General features: G+C 71.5%; 20 protein-coding genes. 10 read left to right on the top strand and 10 right to left on the bottom strand.

Going from position 1 to position 26,896, the window contains the following annotated elements:
- Positions 1–116 precede the first annotated feature (116 nt).
- Complete coding sequence (locus ACFYX4_RS20410; RefSeq protein ID WP_389334790.1) at positions 117–2,687, bottom strand: helix-hairpin-helix domain-containing protein; 2,571 nt, start codon at positions 2,685–2,687, stop codon at positions 117–119.
- Positions 2,684–3,670, bottom strand: a complete 987-nt coding sequence (locus ACFYX4_RS20405; protein ID WP_389334788.1) for an aldo/keto reductase — start codon at positions 3,668–3,670, stop codon at positions 2,684–2,686. The genes ACFYX4_RS20410 and ACFYX4_RS20405 overlap by 4 nt, the downstream gene beginning before the upstream one ends.
- 163 nt (positions 3,671–3,833) lie before the next feature.
- On the opposite strand from ACFYX4_RS20405, the gene ACFYX4_RS20400 reads away from it, so the two are divergent.
- A complete protein-coding gene (locus ACFYX4_RS20400) occupies positions 3,834–4,889 on the top strand; it encodes an LLM class F420-dependent oxidoreductase (protein ID WP_389334785.1) in 1,056 nt (351 codons plus the stop codon).
- A 248-nt stretch (positions 4,890–5,137) separates the two neighbouring features.
- Entirely contained in the window at positions 5,138–5,926 is a 789-nt protein-coding gene (locus ACFYX4_RS20395) for a ferritin-like domain-containing protein (RefSeq protein ID WP_389334782.1), read from the top strand.
- A 34-nt stretch (positions 5,927–5,960) separates the two neighbouring features.
- Here ACFYX4_RS20395 and corA read toward each other — a convergent pair whose 3' ends face one another.
- Entirely contained in the window at positions 5,961–6,956 is a 996-nt protein-coding gene (gene corA, locus ACFYX4_RS20390; protein ID WP_389334779.1) for a magnesium/cobalt transporter CorA, read from the bottom strand.
- Positions 6,957–7,018: 62 nt separating this feature from the next.
- Here corA and ACFYX4_RS20385 point away from each other — a divergent pair, with 62 nt between their 5' ends.
- The 4 genes from ACFYX4_RS20385 (at position 7,019) to mshC (ending at position 10,525) form a co-directional block, all read left to right on the top strand.
- Positions 7,019–7,705 (top strand): histidine phosphatase family protein, encoded by a 687-nt coding sequence (locus ACFYX4_RS20385; RefSeq protein ID WP_389334776.1) that lies wholly within the window; start codon positions 7,019–7,021, stop codon positions 7,703–7,705.
- Between the two features lie 87 nt (positions 7,706–7,792).
- Complete coding sequence (locus ACFYX4_RS20380) at positions 7,793–8,383, top strand: DUF3090 domain-containing protein (RefSeq protein WP_389334773.1); 591 nt, start codon at positions 7,793–7,795, stop codon at positions 8,381–8,383.
- Positions 8,347–9,180 carry an SCO1664 family protein gene (locus ACFYX4_RS20375; protein ID WP_389334770.1) on the top strand — a complete coding sequence of 278 codons (834 nt, stop codon included), beginning with the start codon at positions 8,347–8,349 and terminating at the stop codon, positions 9,178–9,180. The genes ACFYX4_RS20380 and ACFYX4_RS20375 overlap by 37 nt, the downstream gene beginning before the upstream one ends.
- A 115-nt stretch (positions 9,181–9,295) precedes the next feature.
- Complete coding sequence (gene mshC / locus ACFYX4_RS20370) at positions 9,296–10,525, top strand: cysteine--1-D-myo-inosityl 2-amino-2-deoxy-alpha-D-glucopyranoside ligase (protein WP_389334767.1); 1,230 nt, start codon at positions 9,296–9,298, stop codon at positions 10,523–10,525.
- 52 nt (positions 10,526–10,577) lie between these two features.
- Here mshC and ACFYX4_RS20365 read toward each other — a convergent pair whose 3' ends face one another.
- From ACFYX4_RS20365 to ACFYX4_RS20340, 6 genes are all read right to left on the bottom strand, one after another.
- Positions 10,578–11,504 carry a PAC2 family protein gene (locus tag ACFYX4_RS20365; RefSeq protein ID WP_389334764.1) on the bottom strand — a complete coding sequence of 309 codons (927 nt, stop codon included), beginning with the start codon at positions 11,502–11,504 and terminating at the stop codon, positions 10,578–10,580.
- 142 nt (positions 11,505–11,646) lie between these two features.
- Entirely contained in the window at positions 11,647–12,318 is a 672-nt protein-coding gene (locus ACFYX4_RS20360; protein WP_389334761.1) for a FadR/GntR family transcriptional regulator, read from the bottom strand.
- A 167-nt stretch (positions 12,319–12,485) separates the two neighbouring features.
- Entirely contained in the window at positions 12,486–14,102 is a 1,617-nt protein-coding gene (locus ACFYX4_RS20355; protein WP_389334758.1) for an FAD-dependent oxidoreductase, read from the bottom strand.
- 66 nt (positions 14,103–14,168) lie between these two features.
- Entirely contained in the window at positions 14,169–15,707 is a 1,539-nt protein-coding gene (glpK, locus tag ACFYX4_RS20350; protein WP_389334755.1) for a glycerol kinase GlpK, read from the bottom strand.
- Between the two features lie 84 nt (positions 15,708–15,791).
- A complete protein-coding gene (locus tag ACFYX4_RS20345) occupies positions 15,792–16,586 on the bottom strand; it encodes an MIP/aquaporin family protein (RefSeq protein WP_389334752.1) in 795 nt (264 codons plus the stop codon).
- 341 nt (positions 16,587–16,927) lie between these two features.
- Positions 16,928–17,692, bottom strand: a complete 765-nt coding sequence (locus ACFYX4_RS20340) for an IclR family transcriptional regulator (protein ID WP_389334750.1) — start codon at positions 17,690–17,692, stop codon at positions 16,928–16,930.
- Positions 17,693–18,017: 325 nt separating this feature from the next.
- Here ACFYX4_RS20340 and metH point away from each other — a divergent pair, with 325 nt between their 5' ends.
- The 4 genes from metH to ACFYX4_RS20320 all read left to right on the top strand — a co-directional run bounded on the left by metH (position 18,018) and on the right by ACFYX4_RS20320 (position 26,141).
- A complete protein-coding gene (metH, locus tag ACFYX4_RS20335; RefSeq protein WP_389334747.1) occupies positions 18,018–21,533 on the top strand; it encodes a methionine synthase in 3,516 nt (1,171 codons plus the stop codon).
- A 179-nt stretch (positions 21,534–21,712) separates the two neighbouring features.
- Positions 21,713–22,408: an HAD family hydrolase gene (locus tag ACFYX4_RS20330; RefSeq protein ID WP_389334744.1), complete on the top strand. Its 696-nt coding sequence runs from the start codon at positions 21,713–21,715 to the stop codon at positions 22,406–22,408.
- Positions 22,409–22,868: 460 nt separating this feature from the next.
- A complete protein-coding gene (locus ACFYX4_RS20325; RefSeq protein WP_389334741.1) occupies positions 22,869–24,476 on the top strand; it encodes an ABC transporter substrate-binding protein in 1,608 nt (535 codons plus the stop codon).
- An 84-nt stretch (positions 24,477–24,560) separates the two neighbouring features.
- Positions 24,561–26,141 carry an ABC transporter substrate-binding protein gene (locus ACFYX4_RS20320; protein WP_389335208.1) on the top strand — a complete coding sequence of 527 codons (1,581 nt, stop codon included), beginning with the start codon at positions 24,561–24,563 and terminating at the stop codon, positions 26,139–26,141.
- Positions 26,142–26,211: 70 nt separating this feature from the next.
- Here ACFYX4_RS20320 and ACFYX4_RS20315 read toward each other — a convergent pair whose 3' ends face one another.
- A complete protein-coding gene (locus ACFYX4_RS20315; RefSeq protein ID WP_389334738.1) occupies positions 26,212–26,883 on the bottom strand; it encodes a response regulator in 672 nt (223 codons plus the stop codon).
- Positions 26,884–26,896: the final 13 nt, after the last annotated feature.

The raw sequence follows: 26,896 nt of genomic DNA, 5'->3' as shown, positions 1-26,896 counted from the left end.
GGCGGGCGCGGCGCCGCCGCGGCCCCCGTCGCCGCGCGGGCGCGGGGGCGGGGGGGGGGGGGGGGGGGGCGGGGCCCCCCCCCCCCCCCCCCCCCCCCCCCCGTCTGTACTGCTCGTCAGCCCGCAGCCGGCACCTGCGCGCGCAGCAGCGCCGGCAGCCGTGTCGTACGCGACTTCGCCGGGACCTCGGCGACCGCCCTCGGCAGCGCCTGCTCGACCCCGTGCACCACGGAGAGATGACGCTCCGCGCGCCCGAACGCCGTGTACACCCACGGGCGGGACAGCGCCTGCGCGGCGTCGCCCGGCAGCACCACGACCGCCGCGGGCCAGCGGACGCCCACCGCCTGGTGCGCCGTCACCGCCCACCCGTGCCGCACCGACTGCTCCACCCGCTCCCTCGGGACGACCACGGCGTCGCCCGCGCAGGACAGGTGCAGCCCGTCCGCGTCGGCCTTGACGACCTGGCCCGGCACCGTACGGCCCGGCGCGGGCGTGTAGGCGATCCGGTCGCCGGGGTCGAAGCCGCCGAAACGGCCCGGTCCGGGGTTGAGCCGCTCCTTGAGCGCGGCGTTCAACGCGCGGGCGCCCGCCGCGCCGCCGTGGCCCGGGGTGATGACCACGGTCTGGTCCGGCGTGATGTCGAAGGCGCGCGGCACGGATTCCGCGACGAGCTGCACGGTCCGGTGCACGGCCTCGCCCGCGTCCCGCACCGGCACGATCACCAGCTCCTTGCCGGGCGCGTCCACCTGGTTCAGCTCGCCGACGCCGATGCCCGAGACCAGTTCGCCCAGCGGCCCCGGGTCGGGCGTGCGTGAGGCGATCTGCGGGCACACGCGCGCGGCGAGCAGGTCGGCGAAGACGCGGCCGGGGCCGGCCGACCACAGCAGCGCCGGATCGCCGCTGAGCACCAGCCGGGCGCCGTCCGGCAGGGACTCCACCAGCACGGCGGCGGTCTCCACGTCGAGCTGCGGAGCGTCCGGCAGGATCAGCAGGTCGAGGCTCAGAGCCCCGTCGGCTTCCCGGCCGGGACCCTCTACGCCGGAGAGCAGACCGGGGACGGTGACGACGGCCTCGTCCGCCTCCTTCAGGAGCGCGGCGAAGCGGCGTCGTCCGTCCGGGGTGTGGCAGGCGGCGACGGCGCGCAGCCCCAGGGCGCGGGCGGCGGCGACCAGGGCCGCGGGTTCGGCGCGGGCCGCCTCGCCGCCGGTGTGCAGCACCAGGCCGTGCGCGGCGACCGCGCGGATCAGCTCGGCCGCGCTGCCGGACGCACCGGCCGCGGCCGGCTCCCACCGCGTCGACGTCTCCTTGCTCAGGGAGTTGACCACGCGGGCGAGGCCGTCGGCGAGGCTCTCCTCCGCGAGCGCGTACCGCTCGAGGCCGACCAGGACCCGTACCGGACGGGCCTCTTCCGCGTCCTCGGCGTCCTCGTCGGCCGCGCCCGGGGCGGGCGCCGGGGCGCCCGGCTCCTCCAGGGCGTCCTGGAAGACGAGGGCCTCGCCCTCGGCGAGCGTGCTCTGCACGGCCGCGTCGGCGTCCGGCACGCCCTGGCGGCCGAGCGCGGTCGTCAGCGTCGGCAGCTCCAGGGCGGTGTGCCCGGCGAGGGCCGCCTGTTCCAGCAGCCACACGGTGACCGCGCGGACCCGGCGTTCGTCGTCGGGCGCGCAGTCCGGGCCGAGCAGCGCCCGCGCGAAGCCGTCGGCCTGTTCCGGCCGCACCCCGGGGACGCGCAGCAGCTGCCACGGGTCCTCGGCGAGCGCGCCCTCGGCGCTGTCGCCGAGGACGGCGGCGACCTGCGGCGCGAGCGACTCGGGAGCGCCGCCGCCGGTGAGCACCCGGCGTACCGCGTCGACGGTCTCCGGAGCCGGCCCCTGCGGGGCGGCTGCCGCCACCGGCTGCGGCCGGCGGGCGGGCTCCGGGGCGGCCTGGCGGCGCGGGGCGGGCTCCGGGTCGGCGAAGACCGTGGCGGACGGCTTCTCCCCGCCCTCGACGGCCCGCACCGCCGCGAGCAGATCGGCGGCCTTGCCGCTGAGCTTGCCGCCGGCGCTGATGGGCCCCTGCCGCTCGGCCTTGCGCCGCTCGATCCGCTCCCGCTCCACCTTCTGAGCAGCAAGCTCCCCCTGAGCCTCAGAAACCCCGGCACCCTCACCATCGGCCGAGCCCTCACCACTGGCCGCAACAGCACCGGCGTCACCCTCACCCGCGTCGCCACCGCCCTCACCCGCGCCGACCTCGCCACCGACCGCCCCAGAACCGGCCTCGCCTCCCTGGGCGTCGGCCTCGCCCTCGTCCGCGTCAGCCTTGCCACCGTCCACCGCAGCACCGGCGTCGTCCTCGGCCCCACGGAACGAGCCATCGCCGTCGGCCCCGGACCCCGCCAGTTCCTCGGCCTCGCCCTCGCCCGCGTCAGCCTTGACACTGTCCGCCGCAGCACCGGCCGAGCCCTCGCCCGCACCGGCCCCGCCGTCGCCCCCGGCCCCCGCCGACTCACCGGCTCCGCCGTCTGCCCCCGCCGACTCCTCGCCCCCGCCCTCGGCCGCCCCCGCGTCGGCCGTGGCCTCGGCTCCGGCTTCCTGCGCCGCCCCGGCAGCCGCAGCCCCGGTAGCCGCCGGTTCGGCAGTCGTCTCGTCGGCCGGGGTCGCCGGCCCGGTGGTCTCCTTGGGCTTCGGGGGGTCCGGCTCCGTGGTCACAGCGTGCTCCAGTCGTGATCGGGATAGCGGTGCACCGGCGCCGACACGTCGTCGAGCGCACGGCAGATCTCGTCAGGAAGACTAAGGGCCTCCACTGACAATGCCGCCGTGAGCTGCTGCGCGTTGCGCGGGCCGACGATCGGCGCGGTCACGCCCGGCCGGTCGCGCACCCACGCGAGGGCGACCTGGAGCGGCGTCACCGCAAGCCCGTCCGCCGCCGTCGTCACCGCGTCCACGATGCGGCTCGCCGTGTCGTCGAGGTACGGCTCCACGAACGGCGCGAAGTGGTCGGAGGCGGCGCGGGAGTCCGGGGGCAGCGCGTCCCCCCGGTACTTGCCGGTGAGCACGCCCCGGCCCAGGGGAGAGGACGGCAGCAGCCCGATGCCCAGGTCCAGCGCCGCAGGCAGCACCTCGCGCTCCACCCCCCGCTGGAGCAGCGAGTACTCCATCTGCGTGCTCGCCAGCCGCGTACGCGTGCCCGGCGCGGCGAGCTGCCAGGTCGCGGCCTTGGCCAGCTGCCAGCCGCAGAAGTTGGAGACGCCGGCGTACCGCGCGCGCCCGCTGGAGACCGCGATGTCGAGGGCCTGGAGCGTCTCCTCCAACGGCGTGTCCGGGTCGAACGCGTGCACGTGCCACACGTCGACGTGGTCGGTGCCGAGCCGGGTGAGGGAGGCGTCGAGCGCGGCGAGCAGATGCCCGCGTGAGCCGTCGAAACGCCGGTCCGGATCCGGCACGCTGCCCGCCTTGGTGGAGATGATCAGATCCCGGCGCGGGATCAGCCCCTCCATGAGCCGCCCCAGCAGGTACTCGGCCTCCCCATCGCCGTACACGTCCGCCGTGTCGACGAGGGTGCCGCCCGCCTCCCAGAACGTCTTCAGGAGGTCCGCGGCGTCATGCTCGTCGGTGTCGCGGCCCCAGGTCAGGGTGCCGAGCCCGATGCGGGACACGCGCAGGCCCGTGCGGCCGAGATGCCTCTGCTCCATGGACGCCGAGATTACTGGCCAGAACTGGGCCGTGGGTTGCCTGTGGATAACCGATTCCCGCCTGGTCGACGCGACCCTCGCCACACCGGCCTGCCCCCGCGGCGGCCCCCGCGCTACTGTCTCCGGGGACAGCGTCGTTACTGATCAGTAAGGGGAATCGGCCATGCAGCTCGGGATCAACCTCGGCTACTGGGGTGCCGGAATGGACGGGGACAACCTCGCCGTGGCCCAGGAGGCCGACCGGCTGGGGTACGCCGTGTGCTGGGCCGCCGAGGCCTACGGCTCGGACGCGGCCACCGTGCTCACCTGGGTCGCCGCCCAGACCGAGCGGATCGACGTCGGCTCGGCCATCTTCCAGATCCCGGCGCGCCAGCCCGCGATGACCGCGATGACCGCCGCCACCCTCGACTCCCTCTCCGGCGGCCGGTTCCGCCTCGGCCTCGGCGTCTCCGGCCCGCAGGTCTCCGAGGGCTGGTACGGCGTCAAGTTCGACAAGCCGCTGTCACGCACGCGTGAGTACGTCGAGATCGTCCGCAAGGCGATGACGCGGGAGCGGCTGTCGTACGAGGGCGAGCACTGGACGCTGCCGCTGCCCGGCGGCCCCGGCAAGCCGATCAAGCTGACCGTGCACCCGGAGCGCGAGCACATCCCGCTGTACATCGCCGCGATCGGCCCGAAGAACCTGGAGCAGACCGGCGAGATCGCCGACGGCGCCCTGCTGATCTTCCCCTCCGCGGACCACCTCGAGGACACCGCGATCAAGCACCTGCGCGCGGGCCGCGAGAAGGCCGGCAAGACGCTGGACGGCTTCGACGTCTGCCCGACCCTGCCGCTGGCCGTCGGCGAGGACAAGGACGTCGAGCGGCTCGCCGACACCTTCCGCCCGTACACCGCGCTGTACGTCGGCGGCATGGGCAGCCGCAAGCAGAACTTCTACAACCAGCTCGCCCGCCGCATGGGCTACGACGAGGCGGCCACCGAGATCCAGGACAAGTACCTGTCCGGCGACAAGCAGGGCGCCGCCGCGGCCGTCCCGCACGAGCTGATCGACCGGACGACGCTGCTGGGGTCCGTGGAGCGCATCGCCGACCGGATGAAGGCCTACGAGGCGGCCGGCGTCACCACCCTCACCCTCGCGCCCGCCGGCTTCTCCCTCGACGAGCGCCTCGCCTCGCTGCGGGCCGGCGCGGAGGCCCTGGAGCTCGCCGGCCTCGCGTAAGAAGAGCGGCTCTCCGCGGAGGGGAGTTTCAGCGGCCGTGGTGGGGGCTCGGGGGTCTTCCCCGCCACGGCCGTCACGAGGAACAACGCGCCGGAGCGCGGGCGGTTACGCCCACGGGGCGACTCCTGCGGTCATCCGGCGGTGATCCTGCGGTCATCCTTTTGGCGGAGCCGCCGGACACACCTGTTGCAGCCCGTTCCGCATCGCATTTGACTCGATCTCCACGGGATGCGGAGAGGCGGCTCACGATGCTCACGGCCAAGAGTCTGTTCCAGGAGATCGTCGACCACGACGAGTCGTTCCGCCTGTTCTGCTCCATCGCCGCCGGCGGGGAGGCGCAGGGCGGCTGGGAGAACGCCCGGATCGCCGCCCTCGTCCCGGCCGGCGAACGCGACCTCGCCCCCAAGATCGCCCGGCACGGGGCCGACGAGGACAAGCACGGCCGGATCTTCGACGCCCTCCTCAAGAGGCGCGCCCTCGCGCCCGTCCCCGTCCCTCCGGAGACCGACTACACGATGCTCCTGGAGCGGGCCGGCATCGGCCTCGCGCACGACAGGCTCAGCGCCGACGCGCAGTTGACGGTGCGGGACATCGTCACCTACCTCGCGCACAGCCGGGTCACCGAGCAACGCGCCTCCGAGCAGATGCAGTTGCTGCGCAGGCACTTCGGCGACCACCCCGACCTCGGCCGCGCGGTGACGATGATCTCCCACGACGAGGACAACCACCTCGCCTACTGCCACGAGGAGTTGCTGCGCCTCGCGCGCGCGGGGCACGGCCGGGCCATCCAGCGGACCCTGCGCGAGAGCGCGCTGACCGAGATCCGCGTCTACCGCGACGTCAGCCTCGCCGTCATGTCCCACATGGGCCGCCTCCTCGGCTGGTCCCGCCCCAAGGCGACCGCCCTCGCGGCCGGCATCCACGCCGTGTACGCCTGGGAGCGCTTCGCGGGCTGGCACCGCATGGTGACCCTGGAGCCCCCGAAGCGGACCGACGCCCTCGGCGGCCCCGCCCCCGCGACCCCGGAGTTCGCCTGACCCGCGCCGCCGCCGCCGCACGCCCGCCGCGGGACTACAACCAGCCCCGCCGCTTGAACAGCCGGAACAGCAGCACCTCCAGCGCGGCCATCACGGCTATCACCACCGGGTAGGACCATGTCCAGCGCAGTTCCGGCATGTGCTCGAAGTTCATGCCGTAGATGCCGGCGATCATCGTCGGCACCGCGGCCATGGCCGCCCACGCGGAGATCTTCCGCATGTCGTCGTTCTGCCGGACGCTCATCTGCGCCAGATGCGCCGACAGGATGTCCGACACCAGCCGGTCCAGGCCCTCCACGGACTCGTTCACGCGCGTGAGGTGGTCGCTGACGTCACGGAAGAAGGGCCGCGCCTTGTCGTTGACGAAGGGCAGTGGCGAGACCGCCGTACCGGTGCCGGCCAGCCGGGACATCGGCGGCGCCAGCGGGCCGCTCGCCCGGCGGAACTCCAGCACCTGCCGCTTGAAGGTGTAGATCCGCGACGCGGTGTGCCGTGAGCCGCCGCCGTCCGGGGAGAACACCTCCGCCTCCAGTTCCTCCAGGTCGGTCTGGAGCTCGGTCGCCACCTCCAGATAGTGGTCGACGGTCGCGTCGGCGATCGCGTACACCACCGAGGTCGGCCCCTTCGCCAGCATCTCCGGCTCGCGCTCCAGGCGCTGCCGCACCGCCGCCAGCGGCGAGCCCTCGCCGTGCCGGACGGTCACCACGAAGGAGTCGCCGAGGAAGACCATCACCTCGCCCGACGAGACCGTGTCGCTCTCCGGCTCGTACACCACCGGCTTCAGCACCAGGAACAGCGAGTCGTCGTACACCTCCAGCTTGGGCCGCTGATGGGCCTTCAACGCGTCCTCCACCGCCAGCGGGTGCAGCGCGAACTCCCGCGTGACGTGGTCGAACTCCTTCTCGGTGGGCTCGTGCAGCCCGATCCACACGAAGCCGCCCGCGGCACGCGCCTCGTCGAGCGCGTCCGAGAAGTCCTGCGGGCCCTCTGTACGGCGCCCGTCTCGGTAGATGGCACAGTCCACGATCACGGAGTGTGTTCTCCTTTCAGCCGGTCCTTTTCGTCCCCCGGCGTACGCCTACCCTGGGCCGCATGCCCACGCTGATCCTCGTCCGGCACGGACGGTCCACCGCCAACACCTCCGGCCTCCTCGCCGGCTGGACTCCCGGCGTCGCCCTCGACGAGCGCGGCAACGAGCAGGCCGCCGCGCTCCCCGGGCGGCTCGCCGACCTGCCGATCGCCGAGGTCGTCGCGAGCCCCCTCCAGCGCTGCCAGGAGACGGTACGGCCCCTCCTCGACGCCCGCCCCGGCCTGTCCCTGCACACCGACGAGCGGATCGGGGAGTGCCACTACGGCGACTGGTCCGGGCGCAAGCTCGCCGAACTCAAGGACGAGCCGCTGATGGAGGTCGTGCAGTCGCACCCGTCCGCGGCCGCCTTCCCGGGCGGCGAGTCGATGCGGGCCATGCAGACCCGCGCCGCCGAGGCGGTGCGCGAGTGGAACGCGCGCGTGGAGCGCGACCACGGCCCCGACGCCGTCTACCTCATGTGCTCGCACGGCGACATCATCAAGTCGCTCGTCGCGGACGCGCTCGGACTTCATCTCGACCTCTTCCAGCGGATCTCCGTCGAACCGTGTTCCATCACCGTGATCCGTCACACCCGTCTGCGGCCCTTCCTGGTACGCCTCGGGGACACCGGGGACTTCGCCTCCCTCGTACCCCGTGAGGAGCCGCCCACCGGGGACGCCGCGGTCGGGGGCGGTGCGGGCGCACCGTGATCGTCGGCCGCAGTAGGGTGAAGCGGTCCGCATACGCGCGTTCACACATGGACGTTCACGTACCCACGATTCCCATGGAGACAGGACGTGTCCCGTCAGGTGTTCCTCTACGACCCCCCGGACCGCTTCGTGGCCGGTACGGTCGGACTGCCCGGGCGCCGTACCTTCTTCCTCCAGGCCACCGCCGGCTCCCGGGTGACCAGCGTGGCCCTGGAGAAGACCCAGGTCGCCGCGCTCGCCGAGCGCATGGACGAACTGCTGGACGAGGTGGTGCGCCGTAGCGGCGGCAGCGCCGCCGTGCCGGCCATGGCGCCCAACGAAGTCGCCGACACCGCCCCCCTCGAGACGCCGGTCGAGGAGGAGTTCCGGGTCGGCACCATGGCCCTCGCCTGGGACGGCGAGGAACAGCGCATGATCGTCGAGGCGCAGGCCCTCGTGGAGCTGGACGCCGACTCCGAGGAGGACCTCGCCGAGGCCGAGGAGCGGCTGCTCCAGGACGAGGAGAACGGGCCCCCGATGCTGCGGGTCCGGCTCAGCGGCGCGCAGGCGCGCGCCTTCGCCAAGAGAGCCCTCGACGTCGTCAACGCCGGCCGTCCGCCGTGCCCGCTGTGCAGTCTGCCGCTCGACCCGGAAGGACACGTATGTCCGCGCCAGAACGGATACCGCCGCGGGGCGTGACGACCGCCGGCCCCGCCCACGCCGAGCTGCTCGCTCGGGGCGAGCTGACCGTGCGCGGACGCATCCGGGACGCCTCCAACGCCGCCCTGTACTGCACGGTCGCCCACGACGGCCGTGAGGCCGCCTGCGTCTACAAGCCCGTCGCCGGCGAAAGACCCCTGTGGGACTTCCCCGACGGCACCCTCGCCCAGCGGGAGGTCGCCGCCTACGCCGTCTCCGAGGCGACCGGCTGGGGGCTCGTGCCGCCCACCGTGCTGCGGGACGGGCCGTACGGCGAGGGCATGTGCCAGCTGTGGATCGAGGCGGCCCCGGAGGACGGGCTGCTCGCCCTCGTCGACGCGCAGGAGCCGGAGCCCGGCTGGAAGGCGATCGGATTCGCCGAGGTCGGCGAGGGGCGCACGGCCCTCCTCGTGCACGCCGACGACGAGCGGCTGCGGCGGCTCGCCGTCCTCGACGCGGTCGTCAACAACGCCGACCGCAAGGGCGGCCACCTCCTCACCACCGGCGACGGACAGTTCTACGGCATCGACCACGGCGTCACCTTCAACGCCGAGAACAAGCTGCGCACCCTGCTGTGGGGCTGGGCGGGGGAGCCCCTGACCGCGGAGGCCGTCGAGGTGCTGGAACGCCTCAGGACCGCCCTGGGGCCCACCGGGGAGCTGACGGGCACGCTGGGCGCGCTCATCACCCAGGCGGAGACCGACGCCACCCGCGCGCGTGTCGACGCGCTGCTGACGTCCGGCACGCACCCGGAGCCGACCGGGGACTGGCCCGCGATCCCCTGGCCGCCGGTCTGAGGCCGCCGGTCCGACCGCGCCACGCACACGGACCCGTCCGGCGCAAGAGTGCCTTCCCGGTCATCCGGGCCGCTCCGGTTCGTGGGCGCAACTTCCGGCCGGTTAGGCTCATGACATGCATGCCTGGCCCGCTTCCGAGGTCCCCGCCCTGCCTGGTCAGGGCCGCGACCTGAGGATCCACGACACCGCGACCGGCGGCCTCGTGGCCCTCGATCCCGGTCCCGTCGCCCGTCTCTACGTGTGCGGCATCACGCCGTACGACGCCACCCACATGGGTCACGCGGCGACCTACAACGCGTTCGACCTCGTTCAGCGCGTGTGGCTCGACACCAAGCGGCAGGTCCACTACGTCCAGAACGTCACCGACGTCGACGACCCGCTCCTGGAGCGCGCCCAGCGGGACGGCGTCGACTGGGTCGCCCTCGCCGAGAAGGAGACCGCCCTCTTCCGCGAGGACATGACCGCCCTGCGCATGCTCCCGCCGCGGCACTACATAGGCGCCGTCGAGGCGATACCCGGCATCGTGCCGCTCGTCGAACGCCTGCGGGACGCCGGCGCCGCCTACGAGCTCGACGGGGACGTCTACTTCTCCGTCGGGTCCGACCCGAACTTCGGCAAGGTGTCCGGCCTCGACGCCGCCGCCATGCGGCTGCTGTCCGCCGAGCGCGGCGGCGACCCCGACCGGCCCGGCAAGAAGAACCCGCTCGACCCGATGCTGTGGACCGCCGCCCGCGAGGGCGAGCCCAGCTGGGACGGCGGCTCCCTCGGCCGCGGCCGGCCCGGCTGGCACATCGAGTGCGTCGCCATCGCCCTGGACCACCTCGGCATGGGCTTCGACGTGCAGGGCGGCGGCTCCGACCTCGCCTTCCCGCACCACGAGATGGGCGCTTCCCACGCCCAGGCCCTCACCGGCGAGTTCCCCATGGCCAAGGCGTACGTCCACGCCGGCATGGTCGGCCTGAACGGCGAGAAGATGTCGAAGTCCAAGGGCAACCTGGTCTTCGTCTCCGGGCTGCGGCGCGACGGCGTCGACCCGGCCGCGATCCGGCTCTCCCTGCTCGCCCACCACTACCGCGCCGACTGGGAGTGGACCGACCAGGTGCTCCAGGACGCGCAGGACCGGCTCGGGCGCTGGCGCGCGGCGGTCTCTCGGCCCGACGGCCCGCCCGCCGAGGCCCTCGTCGACGAGATCCGCGAGGCCCTCGCGAACGACCTCGACGCCCCGGCCGCGCTGGCCGCCGTCGACCGCTGGGTCGCGCTCCAGCAGGAGCGGGGCGGCGCGGACATCGGCGCGCCCGGTGTCGTGTCGCGGGCGGTGGACGCGCTGCTGGGCGTGGCGCTCTAGTCCCCCACGGGCAGAGGGCGGTGCGCTCGGCGCACCGCCCTCTCTCCGCAGCTCATTCCTCCGACGAATCCTCGTCGTCGGACGCGGGCTTGGGCGGCTTCGGCGGCCGGGTCCGCTCCCCGGGGTCGGGCGGCCCGCCGCCGTCCCGGCGCCGCAGATACCGCTCGAACTCGCGGGCGATCGCATCGCCCGACGCCTCCGGCAGCTCCGCGGTGTCGCGGGCCTCCTCCAGCGTCTGCACGTACTCGGCCACCTCGGTGTCCTCCGCGGCGAGTTGGTCCACGCCGACCTGCCACGCGCGCGCGTCCTCGGGCAGCTCGCCCAGCGGGATCCGCACGTCGATCAGGTCCTCCAGGCGGTTGAGGAGGGCCAGCGTCGCCTTCGGGTTGGGCGGTTGCGACACGTAGTGCGGAACGGCCGCCCAGAGGCTGACGGCGGGCACGCCCGCGTGCGTGCACGCCTCCTGGAGGACGCCGACGATGCCCGTCGGGCCCTCGTACTTGGTCTCCTCCAGGTCCATCCGGCGCGCCAGGTCGGCGTCGGACGTGGTCCCGCTGATCGGCACCGGACGCGTGTGCGGGGTGTCGCCGAGCAGCGCGCCCAGGATGACCACCAGCTCCACGCCCAGCTCGTGCGCGAAGCCGAGCAGCTCGTTGCAGAACGAGCGCCAGCGCATGGACGGTTCGATGCCGCGCACGAGCACGAGGTCGCGCGGCTTCTCGCCGCCGACCCGCACCACCGACAACCTTGTCGTCGGCCACGTGATCTTGCGTACGCCGGCCTCCATGAACACCGTGGGGCGGTTCACCTGGAAGTCGTAGTAGTCCTCGGCGTCCAGTGCCGCGAACACCTCGCCCTTCCACTCCCGCTCCAGGTGCGCGACCGCGGTGGAGGCGGCGTCGCCGGCATCGTTCCAGCCCTCGAACGCGGCCACCATGACCGGGTCGATCAGCTCGGGAACCCCCTCGAGCTCGATCACCCAGCGCCTCCTTCCGACGTGCCCTCGCCTGACCACCCAACCTTACGGCGTCGCGCGGGGGCGCCCGCAGCCCCCTTGCACGGGGGAGTGAACGGATCACTGCCCCGTTCACCATGCCCGGACACCCGTCTGACGCAGCCGCTCACAAGGTCGAACGCAGCCACTGCTCCACGCTCGCGATGTGCACGGTCGCCCATGAGCGCGCCGCCTCCGCGTCCCGGTCGCGCAGCGCGGCAAGGATCGCCCGGTGCTCGCGCAGGGTGCCGGCGACGGCGTCCTCCTGGGTCAGACCGCGCCAGATACGGGCCCGGGTGGTGGGCCCGGAGAGGCCGTCGAGGAGCGAGCACAGCACCGAGTTGCCGGCGCTGCGCACGATGCCGCGGTGGAACTCCAGATCGCCGGCGACGAGTTCCTCGACCGACGGCTCCTTGCCGAGCTTGTCCAACTGGGCGTCCAACGCGTCCAGTTGCTGCTCGCTGATGCGCAGGGCGGCCATCGCGGTCGCGGCCGGCTCCAGGATGCGCCGCACGGCGAGGAACTCCAGGACCGTGTCGTCGCGGTGGAAGTCCACGACGAAACTCAGCGCCTCCAGCAGCAGTTGGGGATCGAGGCTCGTCACATAGGTCCCGTCGCCCTGCCGCACGTCCAGGATCCGGATCAACGACAGCGCGCGCACCGCCTCCCGCAACGAGTTCCGGGACAACCCCAGTTCGGCCGCGAGTTCGCTCTCCTTCGGCAACCGGTCCCCGGGCCGCAGCGCACCGGAGACGATCATCCCCTTGATCTTCTCGATCGCCTCGTCCGTGACAGCCATCCCCGACCTCCCTGCCGGCCCGCACCACCCGCATCCAGACATCGGATGTCTGGCCGCCATTATGCGGGCTGACGGCAGACGAGCGGGCTGACGGCAGACGAAAGCTGACGGCAGACGAAAGGGGCGGCTCCGCCGACGCGGAGCCGCCCCCTATGGTCAAGCCGCCGTCACTTCTTGTCGAGGAGCGTCTCCACCTTGGCGCGGACCTCGTCCGTGGCCAGGCCGCGGATGGTCAGGGTGGTGCGGCGGCGCAGGACGTCGTCCGGGGTCTCGGCCCACTCGTTGTCGCGGGCGTAGACGACCTGCGCCCAGATCTCCGGGGCCTCCGGGTGGACGCGCTCGCCCAGTTCCGGGTTCTCGTTGGCCAGGCGGGCGATGTCGAAGGCGAGCGAGCCGTAGTGCGTGGCCAGGTGCTTGGCGGTGTCGGCGGCCATGCGCGGGCCGGGCGCCGGGTTGTCGACCAGCAGCCGGTGGGCGACCGCGCGCGGGTTGGCGACGCCCGGCAGCGGCAGCTTCTTCGGCAGCGAGGAGATCGGCTCGAAGTCGTCGCCCAGCGGGTGGCCCGGCAGCGCCTCCAGCTTCTGCATCACCGTGCGGCCGATGTGCCGGAACGTCGTCCACTTGCCGCCCGCGACCGACAGCATGCCGCCCCGGCCCTCGGTGACGACGGTCTCGCGCTTGGCCTTCGCGGTGTCGCCGGGCCCGCCGGGCAGCACCCGCAGACCGGCGAAGGCGTAGGTGATCAGATCGCGGTCGAGCTGCTGGTCGCGGATGGAGAACGCGGCCTCGTCGAGTATCTGGGCGGTGTCCTTCTCGGTGACCGAGACGTCCGCCGGGTCGCCCTCGAACTCCTCGTCGGTGGTGCCGAGCAGGAGCATGTCCTCCCAGGGGAGGGCGAAGGTGATGCGGTACTTGTCGATCGGGGTGGCGAGCGCCGCCCGCCACGGGGAGGTGCGCTTCAGGACCAGGTGGGCGCCCTTCGACAGCCGGATCGACGGCGCGGCCTTCGGGTCCTCCATCCGGCGCAGGTGGTCCACCCAGGGACCGGTGGCGTTCAGCACCAGGCGGGCGTTCGCGCCGAACTCGTCGCCGGAGAGCCGGTCGCGCAGGTCGGCGCCGGTCACCCGGCCGTTGGTGAAGCGCAGCCCGGTCACCTCGGCGTGGTTCAGCACCACCGCGCCCGCCTCGACGGCCGCGCGGACCGTCATCAGGGCCATCCGGGAGTCGTTCATCTGGTCGTCGCCGTACACGGCCACGGCCTTGAGGTTGTCGGTGCGCAGCTCGGGCACGTCCTGCGCGGCCTTGGCGGGGGAGAGCAGGTGGCCCACCCCGTCGCCGAAGGCCGACAGGGCGGAGTAGGCGAACACGCCCGCCCCGAGCTTCGCCGCGCCGTGCGGCCCGCCCTTGTACACGGGGAGGTAGAACGTGAGCGGGTTCGCCAGGTGGGGGGCCACCTGGCGGGAGACCGCACGGCGCTCGAAGTGGTTCTCCGCCACCAGCTTCACCGCGCCGGTCTGCAAGTAGCGCAGACCGCCGTGGAGCAGCTTGGAGGAGGCGGAGGAGGTGGCGCCGGCGAAGTCGCCGGCGTCGACCAGGGCCACCCTCAGGCCGGACTGCGCGGCGTGCCAGGCGGTGGAGATGCCCAGGATGCCGCCGCCGATCACGAGGAGGTCGTACGACGCCTTGGAGAGCTGCTCCCGGGTCTCGGCCCGGCTCGGGTTGGAGCCGGAGGCCGGGTGCGTACCCAGGGCAGGCACGGACTGGAGGGTGGACTGACTGGTCATATCGGGTTCTTACTCCTCATCAGAGCTCCGGCCGGGGCCGGCTTCGAAGCGGGGAGCCGGCTCTCGTCAGCTCTCGTCCTCGAGCCAGCCCATGGTCCGCTCGACGGCCTTGAGCCAGCTCTTGTACTCACGGTCGCGGGTCTCCGCGTCCATGCGGGGGGTCCATTCGGCGGCCCGTCGCCAGTTGGCGCGCAGGTCGTCGGTGTTGGTCCAGAAGCCGACGGCGAGGCCGGCGGCGTAGGCGGCGCCGAGGCAGGTCGTCTCGGCGACCATCGGGCGCACCACGGGCGCGTCCAGGAAGTCCGAGAGGGTCTGCATCAGCAGGTTGTTGGAGGTCATGCCGCCGTCGACCTTGAGGGCCGCGAGCTCGACGCCGGAGTCCTTCGTCATGGCGTCGGTGATCTCACGGGTCTGCCAGGCGGTGGCCTCCAGGACGGCGCGCGCGAGGTGCGCCTTGGTGACGTACCGGGTGAGGCCGGCGATCACACCGCGGGCGTCGGAGCGCCAGTACGGGGCGAACAGGCCGGAGAAGGCCGGCACGAAGTACGCGCCGCCGTTGTCCTCGACCGAGAGCGCGAGGGTCTCGATCTCGGCGGCGGTGGAGATCAGCCCCATCTGGTCGCGCATCCACTGCACCAGCGAACCGGTGACGGCGATGGAGCCTTCGAGGGCGTACACCGGCTTCTGGTCGCCGATGCGGTAGCCGACGGTGGTGAGCAGCCCGGAGTACGAGTTGATGATCTTCTCACCGGTGTTCATCAGCATGAACGTGCCGGTGCCGTACGTCGACTTGGCCTCGCCCTCGGCGAAACAGGTCTGGCCGAACAGGGCCGCCTGCTGGTCGCCGAGCGCGGAGGCGACCGGGATGCCGCCGAGCAGGTCGCCGAGCTTGCCGCCGGTGATCTCGCCGTACACCTCGGCGGAGGAGCGGATCTCGGGGAGCATCGCCAGCGGGACGCCGATGGACTCGGCGATCTTCTCGTCCCACTCCAGCGTGTGCAGGTTCATCAGCATGGTGCGCGAGGCGTTGGTGACGTCGGTGTAGTGCTTGCCGCCGTCGACGCCGCCGGTCAGGTTCCAGATGACCCAGGTGTCCATGGTGCCGAAGAGGATGTCGCCGGCCTCGGCGCGCTCGCGCAGGCCCTCGACGTTGTCCAGCAGCCAGCGGGCCTTGGGGCCGGCGAAGTAGGAGGCCAGGGGCAGGCCGGTCTCGCGGCGGAAGCGGTCCTGGCCGACGTTGCGGCCGAGTTCCTTGCAGAGGCCGTCGGTGCGGGTGTCCTGCCAGACGATGGCGTTGTGGACGGGCTCGCCGGTGTTCTTGTCCCACAGCAGCGTGGTCTCACGCTGGTTGGTGATGCCGATGGCCTTGATGTCGTCGCGGGTGATGCCGGCCTTCTCGACGGCTCCGGCGACGACCTCCTGGACGTTGGTCCAGATCTCGTTGGCGTCGTGCTCGACCCAGCCCGGCTTGGGGAAGATCTGCTCGTGCTCCTTCTGGTCGACGGAGACGATGCGTCCGTCGCGGTCGAAGACGATGCAGCGGCTGGAGGTGGTGCCCTGGTCGATCGCCGCGATGAAGGGGCCGGCGGTGTGGGCGTCGGTCACTGTGTGCTCCTGGGAGTTCCGTGGGTGAGGGGCGTTACGTACGGCGCGTGCTCGCTGTGCAAGGTGTGCAAGGTGCAGCCTGGTCTAAGCGAAAGCGACGTTGTAGATGCCCGCGGCGATCGCCGCGCCGATCAGCGGACCGACGACCGGGATCCAGGCGTAGCTCCAGTCCGAGCCGCCCTTGTTGGGCAGGGGCAGCAGGGCGTGCACGATGCGCGGACCGAGGTCACGGGCCGGGTTGATCGCGTAGCCGGTCGGGCCGCCGAGGGACAGACCGATCGAGACCACCACGAGCGCGGTCACGAGTGCGCCCAGGGTGCCCAGGCCGTTGCCCTTGTCGTTCAGGCCCTGCGTGAGGACGGCGAGCACCAGCACGATGGTGCCGATGATCTCCGTGGCGAGGTTCTGCACCGCGTTGCGGATCTCCGGGCCGGTGGAGAAGACGCCCAGGACCGGGCCCGCGCCCTTCTCCTGGGCCTCCACGGCCTTGGCCGTCGTGTCCTGCGCGCCCGGACCGCCGACGATCTCACGGTCGGTGAGGTGGGCGTGGAACTGGCCGTAGTAGGCCACCCAGACCAGCGCCGCACCGATCATGGCGCCGAGCACCTGTCCGGCCCAGTAGGTCGGAACGTTGCTCCAGTCGCCGTCCTTGATCGCGATGGCGAGCGTGACGGCCGGGTTCAGATGGGCGCCCGAGAGCGGGGCCGAGGTGTAGACCGCCGTGAGGACGGCGAAGCCCCACCCGAAGGTGATGGCGAGCCAGCCGGCGTTACGGGCCTTGGAGGCCTTCAGCGTGACGGCCGCGCAGACGCCGCCGCCGAGCAGGATGAGTATGGCGGTACCGATGGTCTCGCCGATGAAGATGTCGGAGCTGGACACCCGCGACTCCTTTGTCCTTCGTCCAGGGGACCGAACCCCGGGTCCCTCCGGGGGTTCGAGCCGCCCTCGGGGGTGAGAGCGATGCCGGCCCATGGCGTTGTCACACTCTAGCGCGTATTGCCGGTAGGTGTTCGACAATGCCGACCGATGGACGGGAGTCTTGCTCCGGCGTTCCGCGCACGTCAAGAGCTCTGTAATCGAAAGCAGGATCGTTATTGATCGGCCCCGGCTATCGAACCGGCGCTCGACGGTGTCCCTGATGTCCCTTTCAGGGTATGGCGAGGGCCGGAACGCCGTACGGCGTCCCGGCCCGCTCACACGTACTTCTCAGAACCGCTTTCTCAGAACCGCGCGGCGCCCAGGTCGCGCGAGACCGCGCGGGCGCAGTCCCGCACCGCCGCGATCAGCTCGGGGCGCAGCTCGCCCTCCCGGCACAGCCGCTCCACGGCCCCCGTGATGCCGACCGCCCCCACCGGCATGCGCCGCCGGTCGTGGATGGGCGCGGCGATCGAGGCGACGCCCTCCCAGGTCTCCTCCACGTCGGCCGCGTAGCCACGCGCGCGCGTGAGGTCCAGGAGCTGCTCGAAGTCCTCCGGCTCGCACACCGTGCGGTCCGTGAAGGGTTTGCGGTCGGCCTCCAGCGCCTCGCTGTGCGCGACCGGGTCGTACGCCGACAGCACCTTGCCCAGCGCCGTGGAGTGCAGCGGCTGCATGGCCCCGATCTCCAGCACCTGCCGGCTGTCGTCGGGCCGGAAGACATGGTGCACGACCAGCACGCCCTGCTGGTGCAGCACGCCCAGATGGACGCTCTCACCGCTGGAGCGGGCCAGGTCGTCCGTCCACACCAGGGCGCGGGCCCGCAGCTCGTGCACGTCGAGATAGGTGGTCCCCAGGCGCAGCAGCTCCGCGCCCAGCTGGTACCGCCCGGAGGCGTCGTCCTGTTCGACGAAGCCCTCCTGCTGGAGGGTGCGCAGTATGCCGTGGGCGGTGCCCTTGGCCAGGCCCAGCGACGAGGCGATGTCCGACAGGCCGAGCCGCCGCTCGCCGCCCGCGAGGAGCCGCAGCATCGCGGCCGCCCGTTCGAGCGACTGGATGTTCCGTGCCATCGCCGTCCTGCCTCCGTCCCCTCGCGCGTCCACGCGCGGCAACCGCCGTCGTCGTTCGGCAATGTCGAACACTACCGGTCCATGCCGACCTCTCGCTAATGGTCGGTCGGAAGGTGTCACATCCCTTGCCCCTCACGGGTGAACCCTCGTCGATCTCGTCCGTCCCGTGGACGCCCTGACCATAAGCCCACCGACCCGGCTACTCTGGCGGCGAGCGCCCTCCACGGGAAGATCCGTGCGCCGCCCCGACCGGGCGGCTCCCGGGAGCGACCGCGGGGCCGGCGCCGAAGAAGCCGACAGCCGTCGCATCCGAGGGAGCCCTTACATGGCCTCTGTGCCGCCGACCCCTTCCGCCGACAGCCGGACCCGTGTGTCCGCGCTCCGTGAGGCCCTCGCCACCCGGGTGGTGGTCGCCGACGGAGCCATGGGCACCATGCTCCAGGCGCAGGAGCCCAGCCTCGAGGACTTCGAGCAGCTCGAGGGCTGCAACGAGATCCTCAACGTCACCCGTCCGGACATCGTCCGTTCCGTCCACGCCGCGTACTACGACGCCGGCGTCGACTGCGTCGAGACCAACACCTTCGGCGCCAACTACGCGGCCATGGCCGAGTACGACATCCCCGAGCGCGTCCACGAGCTGTCCGAGGCGGGCGCCCGCATCGCCCGCGAGACGGCCGACGAGTTCGCCGCCCGCGACGGCCGCACCCGCTGGGTCCTCGGCTCCATCGGCCCCGGCACCAAGCTGCCCACCCTCGGCCACGTCGCCTACACCACCCTGCGCGACGCCTTCCAGCAGAACGCCGAGGGCCTCATCGCCGGCGGCGCCGACGCGCTCATCGTCGAGACCACGCAGGACCTGCTCCAGACCAAGGCGGCCGTCCTCGGCGCCCACCGCGCCCGTGAGATCGCCGGCCTGGACGTGCCGCTGATCGTCTCCGTCACCGTCGAGACCACCGGCACCATGCTGCTCGGCTCCGAGATCGGCGCCGCCCTGACGGCCCTGGAGCCGCTCGGCATCGACATGATCGGCATGAACTGCGCCACCGGCCCCGCCGAGATGAGCGAGCACCTGCGCTACCTGGCCCGCAACGCCCGCATCCCGCTGTCCTGTATGCCCAACGCGGGCCTGCCGGTGCTCGGCAAGGACGGCGCCTCCTACCCCCTGACCGCGCCGGAACTCGCCGACGCGCAGGAGACCTTCGTCCGGGACTACGGCCTCTCCCTGGTCGGCGGCTGCTGCGGCACCACGCCCGAGCACCTGCGCCAGGTCGTCGAACGCGTCCGCGACCTCACCCCCGTCGAGCGCAGCCCGCGCCCCGAGCCCGGCGCCGCCTCCCTCTACCAGACGGTCCCCTTCCGCCAGGACACCTCCTACCTGGCCATCGGCGAGCGCACCAACGCCAACGGCTCCAAGAAGTTCCGCGAGGCCATGCTGGAGGCCCGCTGGGACGACTGCGTCGAGCTGGCCCGGGAGCAGATCCGCGAGGGCGCGCACATGCTCGACCTGTGCGTGGACTACGTCGGCCGGGACGGCGTCGCCGACATGGAGGAACTGGCCGGCCGCTTCGCCACCGCCTCGACCCTGCCGATCGTGCTGGACTCGACCGAGGTCGAGGTCATCCGGGCGGGCCTGGAGAAGCTCGGCGGACGCGCCGTCATCAACTCCGTCAACTACGAGGACGGCGACGGCCCGGAGTCCCGCTTCGCCAAGGTCACCCGCCTGGCCCAGGAGCACGGCGCCGCGCTGATCGCCCTGACCATCGACGAGGAGGGCCAGGCCCGCACCCCGGAGAAGAAGGTCGAGATCGCCGAACGGCTCATCGACGACCTCTCCGGCAACTGGGGCATCCGCGAGGAGGACATCCTCGTCGACACCCTGACCTTCACCATCTGCACCGGTCAGGAGGAGTCCCGGGGAGACGGCATCGCCACCATCGAGGCGATCCGCGAACTCAAGCGCCGCCACCCCGACGTGCAGACCACGCTGGGTCTGTCGAACATCTCCTTCGGCCTCAACCCGGCCGCCCGCATCCTGCTGAACTCCGTCTTCCTCGACGAGTGCGTCAAGGCGGGCCTGGACTCGGCGATCGTCCACGCGTCGAAGATCCTGCCGATCGCCCGCTTCAGCGAGGAGGAGGTGGCCACGGCCCTCGACCTCATCTACGACCGTCGCGCCGAGGGCTACGACCCCCTCCAGAAGCTGATGCAGCTCTTCGAGGGGGCCACCGCCAAGTCCCTCAAGGCCGGCAAGGCCGAGGAACTGGCCGCCCTCCCGCTGGACGAGCGCCTCAAGCGCCGCATCATCGACGGCGAGCGCAACGGCCTGGAGGCCGACCTCGACGAGGCCCTCGCGAGCAGGCCCGCCCTCGACATCGTCAACGAGACCCTCCTGGACGGCATGAAGGTCGTCGGCGAGCTGTTCGGCTCCGGCCAGATGCAGCTGCCGTTCGTCCTCCAGTCCGCCGAGGTCATGAAGACCGCCGTCGCGCATCTCGAACCGCACATGGAGAAGTCGGACGCCGAGGGCAAGGGCACCATCGTGCTGGCCACCGTGCGCGGCGACGTCCACGACATCGGCAAGAACCTCGTCGACATCATCCTGTCCAACAACGGCTACAACGTCGTCAACCTCGGCATCAAGCAGCCGGTCTCCGCGATCCTGGAGGCGGCCGAGGAGCACCGGGCCGACGTCATCGGCATGTCCGGGCTCCTGGTCAAGTCCACGGTGATCATGAAGGAGAACCTGGAGGAGCTCAACCAGCGCGGCCTGGCGGCCAGTTACCCCGTCATCCTCGGCGGCGCCGCCCTCACCCGCGCCTACGTCGAACAGGACCTCCACGAGGTCTACGAGGGCGAAGTCCGCTACGCCCGCGACGCCTTCGAGGGACTGCGCCTGATGGACGCCCTCATCGGCGTCAAGCGCGGTGTGCCCGGCGTGAAGCTGCCCGAGCTGAAGCAGCGCCGGGTCCGCGCCACGGCCGCCGTCGAGGTGGAGGAGCGCCCCGAGGAAGGCCACGTCCGCTCCGACGTCGCCGTCGACAACCGCGTCCCCGAACCGCCGTTCTGGGGCACCCGCGTCATCAAGGGCATCCAGCTCAAGGAGTACGCCTCCTGGCTGGACGAGGGCGCCCTCTTCAAGGGCCAGTGGGGCCTGAAGCAGGCCCGCACCGGCGACGGCCCCACCTACGAGGAGCTCGTCGAGACCGAGGGCCGGCCCCGGCTGCGCGGCCTGCTCGACAAGCTCCAGACCGAGAACCTCCTCGAAGCGGCCGTCGTCTACGGCTACTTCCCCTGCGTGTCCAAGGACGACGACCTCATCCTCCTGGACGAGCACGGCAACGAACGCACCCGCTTCACCTTCCCCCGCCAGCGCCGCGGCCGCCGCCTGTGCCTCGCGGACTTCTTCCGCCCGCAGGAGACGGGGGAGACCGACGTCGTCGGCCTCCAGGTCGTCACCGTCGGCTCCCGCATCGGCGAGGAGACCGCCAAGCTCTTCGCCTCGGACTCCTACCGCGACTACCTCGAACTGCACGGCCTGTCCGTGCAGTTGGCGGAGGCGCTCGCCGAGTACTGGCACGCGCGCGTGCGTTCGGAACTGGGCTTCGCCGGCGAGGACCCGGCCGACATCGAGGAGATGTTCGCGCTGAAGTACCGGGGCGCCCGCTTCTCCCTCGGCTACGGCGCCTGCCCCAACCTGGAGGACCGCGCCAAGATCGCCGAACTGCTCCAGCCCGAGCGGATCGGCGTCCAGCTCTCGGAGGAGTTCCAGCTCCACCCCGAGCAGTCCACCGACGCCATCGTGATCCACCACCCGGAGGCCAAGTACTTCAACGCACGGTGACGACCCCGCGCGTCGGGCCCGCGGCGAACGCCCCCACCCGACGCGGCACGCCCCGACGCGGCGCGCCACACAGAGCACACTGATCGGATAAGTCGTACACTGGTCGGTCCCCCGTAGGCCGGTTGCCTCTTCGTGAGAATTGGGCAGCCGGCCTGCTCGTCCCTCAAGGAGGTACGTGGATGACCAGTACGGTTCCCGCGCTCGGCACCCGCACGGCCGAGGGCTCGGCCTTGCAGGCCGTGCTCCTCGACATGGACGGCACCCTGGTGGACACCGAGGGCTTCTGGTGGGACGTCGAGGTCGAGGTCTTCGCCGGCCTCGGACACGCCCTCGACGACTCCTGGCGCCATGTCGTGGTCGGCGGCCCCATGAGCCGCAGCGCAGGGTTCCTGATCGAGGCCACCGGCGCCGACGTCACCCTCGCCGAACTCACCGTCCTGCTCAACGACGGGTTCGAGGACCGCATCACCCGCGCCCTGCCCCTGATGCCCGGAGCCGCCCGGCTGCTCGCCGAACTCGCCGAGCACGAGGTCCCCACGGCCCTCGTCTCCGCCTCGCACCGGCGCATCATCGACCGTGTCCTCGCCTCGCTGGGCCCGCAGCACTTCGCCCTGACCGTGGCCGGCGACGAGGTCGCGCGGACCAAGCCGCACCCCGACCCGTATCTGTTCGCCGCCGCCGGACTGGGCGCGGATCCGGCCAGATGCGCCGTCGTCGAGGACACCGCGACCGGCGTCGCGGCGGCCGAGGCCGCGGGCTGCCATGTCGTCGCGGTCCCCTCCGTGGCGCCCATCCCGCCGGCCGCCCGCCGGACCGTCGTACCCTCCCTGGAACACGTCGACCTGACATTTCTGCGCGGCCTGATGGCCGCCTGAAGACCGAGAGGCATCGTCCGGCGACCGAAATAGGTCACCACGTTCACCCAGCGTGCACCGCCGATAACAAAAGAATTCGGCGGGCGTGCGCGCGGTGAATTCGGATCATCACCGACGGCTGAATTCCGCTTCCCGCGCACCCCCCGGAGCCTGTGACGTTCCCCACGCGAAGCGGGGTCGACAGGGACGCCTCCGTGTGCTGTTCGCCCCCGTACGGGCGGTCTCGGCGCGCCCTTGTGTCCCGATTGGCGGTGCGCTGCACGAAACATTCCCCGCTCGGGTTTTCGGTGTGTCCACGCCCGGTTTCGCTGCGTGATGGGCTTTCAACTCCGGTGGCTGCGAACCGTCGTGCCGACGCGGACTAATCTCGACGCGAGAACATCGCAGTTACCCCCGTGATCCGCCGCGACACCCCTGCATGCCGGGTACACGGACTTGAGAGCTCTGGAGAAACTCGAGCATGAACCGCAAGACTTTGGTGTTGCCGGCCGTCGTCGGTCTGCTCGCGCCCGCGCTCGCCGCGTGCGGTGGGTCCGACAGCGGGAGCGGGAGCGGGAACGCCATCGTCGTCGGCACCACCGACCGGTTCACCGCCACGAAGGACGCCCCCGCGCCCTTCGACCCGGCGTACTCCTACGACGTCGGCACCTGGAACATCCTGCGCCAGACCGTGCAGACCCTGATGATCCAGCCCAAGGGCGAGGGCGACCCCGTCCCGGAGGCCGCCAAGAGCTGCGGCTTCACCGACAGCGGCAACGAGCGCTACGCCTGCAAGCTGCGCGACGGCCTGAAGTTCGCCAACGGCGACGCCATCACCGCCGAGGACGTCAAGTTCTCCATCGACCGTGCCCGCGCCATCAAGGCCGACTCCGGCGTGTTCGCACTGCTGTCCACCATCGACACGGTCGAGACGCAGGGCGACGACGAGGTCATCTTCCACCTCAAGACCGCCGACGCCACCTTCCCGTTCAAGCTGTCCACCCCCGTCGCCGGCATCGTCAACCCCGACGACTACGACAAGGGCAAGCTGCGCGACGGCTTCGCGGTGGACGGCTCCGGCCCGTACACCCTGAAGACGGAGACCGACGGCGACGCGGTGACCAAGGCCGTCTTCACCAAGAACCCCGACTACCAGGGGACGCTCGACGTGAAGAACGACACCGTCGAGATGGTCTCCTACGAGGACGCCGACGAGATGGGCACCGCCCTCGACAAGGGCGACATCGACGTCATGACCCGCACCATGACGCCGGAGCAGATCAAGAAGCTCTCCGACACCTCCGGCGAGAAGAAGGAAGACCTCGTCGAGCTGGCCGGCCTGGAGATCCGCTACCTCGCCTTCAACACCACCGCGCCCACGGTCAAGACCAAGGCCGTCCGCCAGGCGATGGCCCAGCTGATCGACCGCAGCGAACTCGTCTCCGCGGTGTACGGCACCCAGGCCGAGCCGCTCTACTCGCTGGTCCCGGCCTCGATCACCGGCCACTCCAACTCGTTCTTCAACACCTACGGCGACCCCGACCCCGCCAAGGCCAAGGCGCTGCTCAAGGCCGCCGACGTCAGCACCCCCGTGAAGCTGACCCTGAACTACACCACCGACCACTACGGCGCCGCCACCAAGCAGGAGTTCGAGCAGCTCCAGAAGCAGCTCAACGCCGGCGGGCTGTTCGACGTCACCATCAAGGGCACGCCCTGGGAGACGTTCGTCCCGGCCGAGCGCAAGGGCGAGTACGAGGTCTACGGCATGGGCTGGTTCCCCGACTTCCCCGACGCCGACAACTTCCTCGCCCCGTTCCTGGACAAGGACAACTTCCTCAAGTCCCCCTACGCCAACGGCGAGATCATCGACGACCTGATCCCGCAGTCCCGCCGGGTGGCGGACCGGCTGACCGCCGCCAAGAGCCTGACGGAGATTCAGGACATCGTGGCCAAGGACGTCCCGGTCATCCCGCTCTGGCAGGGCAAGCAGTACGTCGCATCCAGCGACGACATCACGGGCACGGCCTACGTGCTCAACTCTTCGGCCACCCTCCAGCTGTGGGAGCTCTCCCGCGGCGTGAGCGGCTGACGCACCTCCCCCACATCCTCGGGGCCAGGACCTGCGGCGGCCGCGGCTTTCGAGGACATGAGAACGACGACAAGGCACACCTACGTGAACATGCGCAACCAGTGGCCGCTCCTGCCGATCATGGCGGGGCTGGCCTCCGGCCTGTTGACCGGATGCGGCTCGGAGAACGGGGACTCCGGGGGCGACGGCTCCTCCGTGGTCATGGGAATGTCCGACGACGTGCTCGCCACGGACCCCGCCTCCGGGTACGACCCGGGCTCATGGCTGCTGTTCAACAACGTCTTCCAGTCGCTGCTGAGCTTCCCCAAGGGCGGCACGGAGCCCGAGCCCGACGCGGCCGAGAAGTGCTCCTTCACCGACACGCAGACCAAGGTCTACAAGTGCACGCTGAAGGACGGCCTGAAGTTCAGCAACGGTGACGCGCTCACGTCCGAGGACGTCAAGTTCTCCTTCGACCGCATGCTGAAGATCAACGACGACGCCGGCCCGGCGATCATGTTCCCCATGCTCGACAAGGTCGAGACGCCGGACGACAGCACGGTGATCTTCAACCTGAAGGTGCCCGACGCCACCTTCCCCAGCAAGATCGCCTCGGGCGCCGGCTCCATCGTCGACCACCGGTCCTACGACGCCGACGGCCTGCGCGAGGGCGGCGAGGCCCTCGGCTCCGGCCCGTACAAGCTGGAGTCCTTCGGCGAGAACGAGGCCGTCTTCTCCGTCAACGAGAACTACAAGGGCAACGCCGAGGTACAGAACACCGGCGTCACCCTGAAGTTCTTCAAGGGCGACCAGGGCGCCCTGAAGAAGGCCCTCCTCGCCGACGACATCGACATCGCCTACCGCGGCCTCACCGCCGCCGACATCTCCGAGGCCGAGCAGAGCACCGACACCTCGGGCGTGGAGATCGTCGAGGGCAGCAGCGCCGAGGTCCAGCACCTCGTCTTCAACATGGACGACCCGGTCGCCGGGAAGCTCGCCGTCCGCAAGGCGATGGCGTACCTCATCGACCGCGAGGCCCTGATCGAGGACGTCTACCGGGGCACCGCCACCCCGCTGTACTCGATCATCCCGGCCGGCATCGGCGGCCACAACACCGCCTTCTTCGACCGCTACGGCGCCCGCCCCTCCAAGGCCAAGGCCGCCGCCGCGCTCGAGAAGGAGGGCATCACCGAGAAGGTGAAGCTCACCCTGTGGTCCACCCCGTCCCGCTACGGACCGGCCACCGACCAGGAACTGAAGGCGATAGCCGCCCAGCTCAACGCCAGCGGCCTGTTCACCGCCGACGTCAAGTCCGTCGCCTTCGACCAGTACGAGAAGGACATCGCCGCCGGCAAGTACGGCGTCTACGTCAAGGGCTGGGTGCCCGACTACCCGGACGCCGACAACTTCACCGCCCCGTTCTTCGGCGACGGCAACGTGCTGGGCAACAACTACGCCAACGACACCATCACCGGCACGCTCATCCCGCGCACCGCCGCCCAGAGCACCCGCTCCTCCACCGAGGAGGACTACGGGCAGCTCCAGGACATCGTCGCCGACCAGCTGCCCGTCCTGCCCGTCTGGCAGGCCAAGCAGTACGCCGTCGTCCACGAGGACGTCTACGGCCTGGAGAACTGCCTCGACGCCTCGACGGTGTTCCGCTTCTGGGAACTCCGCAAGGGCTGAGCCCCCTCGCAGCGACCACGAAGGGCGCCCCCCGTCGACACGACAGGGGGCGCCCTTCGCCGCACTACGGCTACTGCGCCCCGGGGCGCACCAGCCCGCTCTCGTACGCGTACACCGCGGCCTGCACCCGGTCGCGCAGCCCCAGCTTGGTCAGCACATGCCCGACATGCGTCTTCACGGTCGTCTCGCTGACGAACAGGTCCGCCGCGATCTCGGCGTTCGACAATCCGCGCGCCACCAGCTTCAGCACCTCCACCTCACGGTCGGTGAGCGTGTGCAGGGTGTCCGGCACCGGCTCCTCGCCCGACGGCAGATGCGTCGCGTACTTGTCGAGCAGCCGACGGGTGATGCTCGGCGCGAGCATCGCCTCGCCGTCGGCCACCACCCGGATCGCCTGCACCAGTTCGTTGGCCGGCGCGTCCTTCAGCAGGAACCCGCTCGCCCCCGCCCGCAGCGCCTCCACGACGTACTCGTCGAGATCGAAGGTCGTCAGCACCAGCACCTTCGCCGGACCGTCCCGCTCCGGTCCGGTGATCTGCCGAGTCGCCTCCACACCGTCCATGCGGGGCATGCGGATGTCCATCAGAACCACATCGGGCTGGAGGGCCCGCACCTGATCGAGGGCCTGCAAACCGTCACCGGCCTCGCCGACCACCGCGATGTCCTGCTCCGCTTCCAGAATCATCCGGAAGCCGGTGCGCAGCAGCGGCTGATCGTCGACCAGTAGGACGCGGATGGCCACGTAAGTCTCCTTC

Source organism: Streptomyces sp. NPDC002328 (assembly GCF_042890065.1).
Taxonomy (GTDB): domain Bacteria; phylum Actinomycetota; class Actinomycetes; order Streptomycetales; family Streptomycetaceae; genus Streptomyces.
This window is presented reverse-complemented; position numbering and strand designations above follow the sequence as displayed.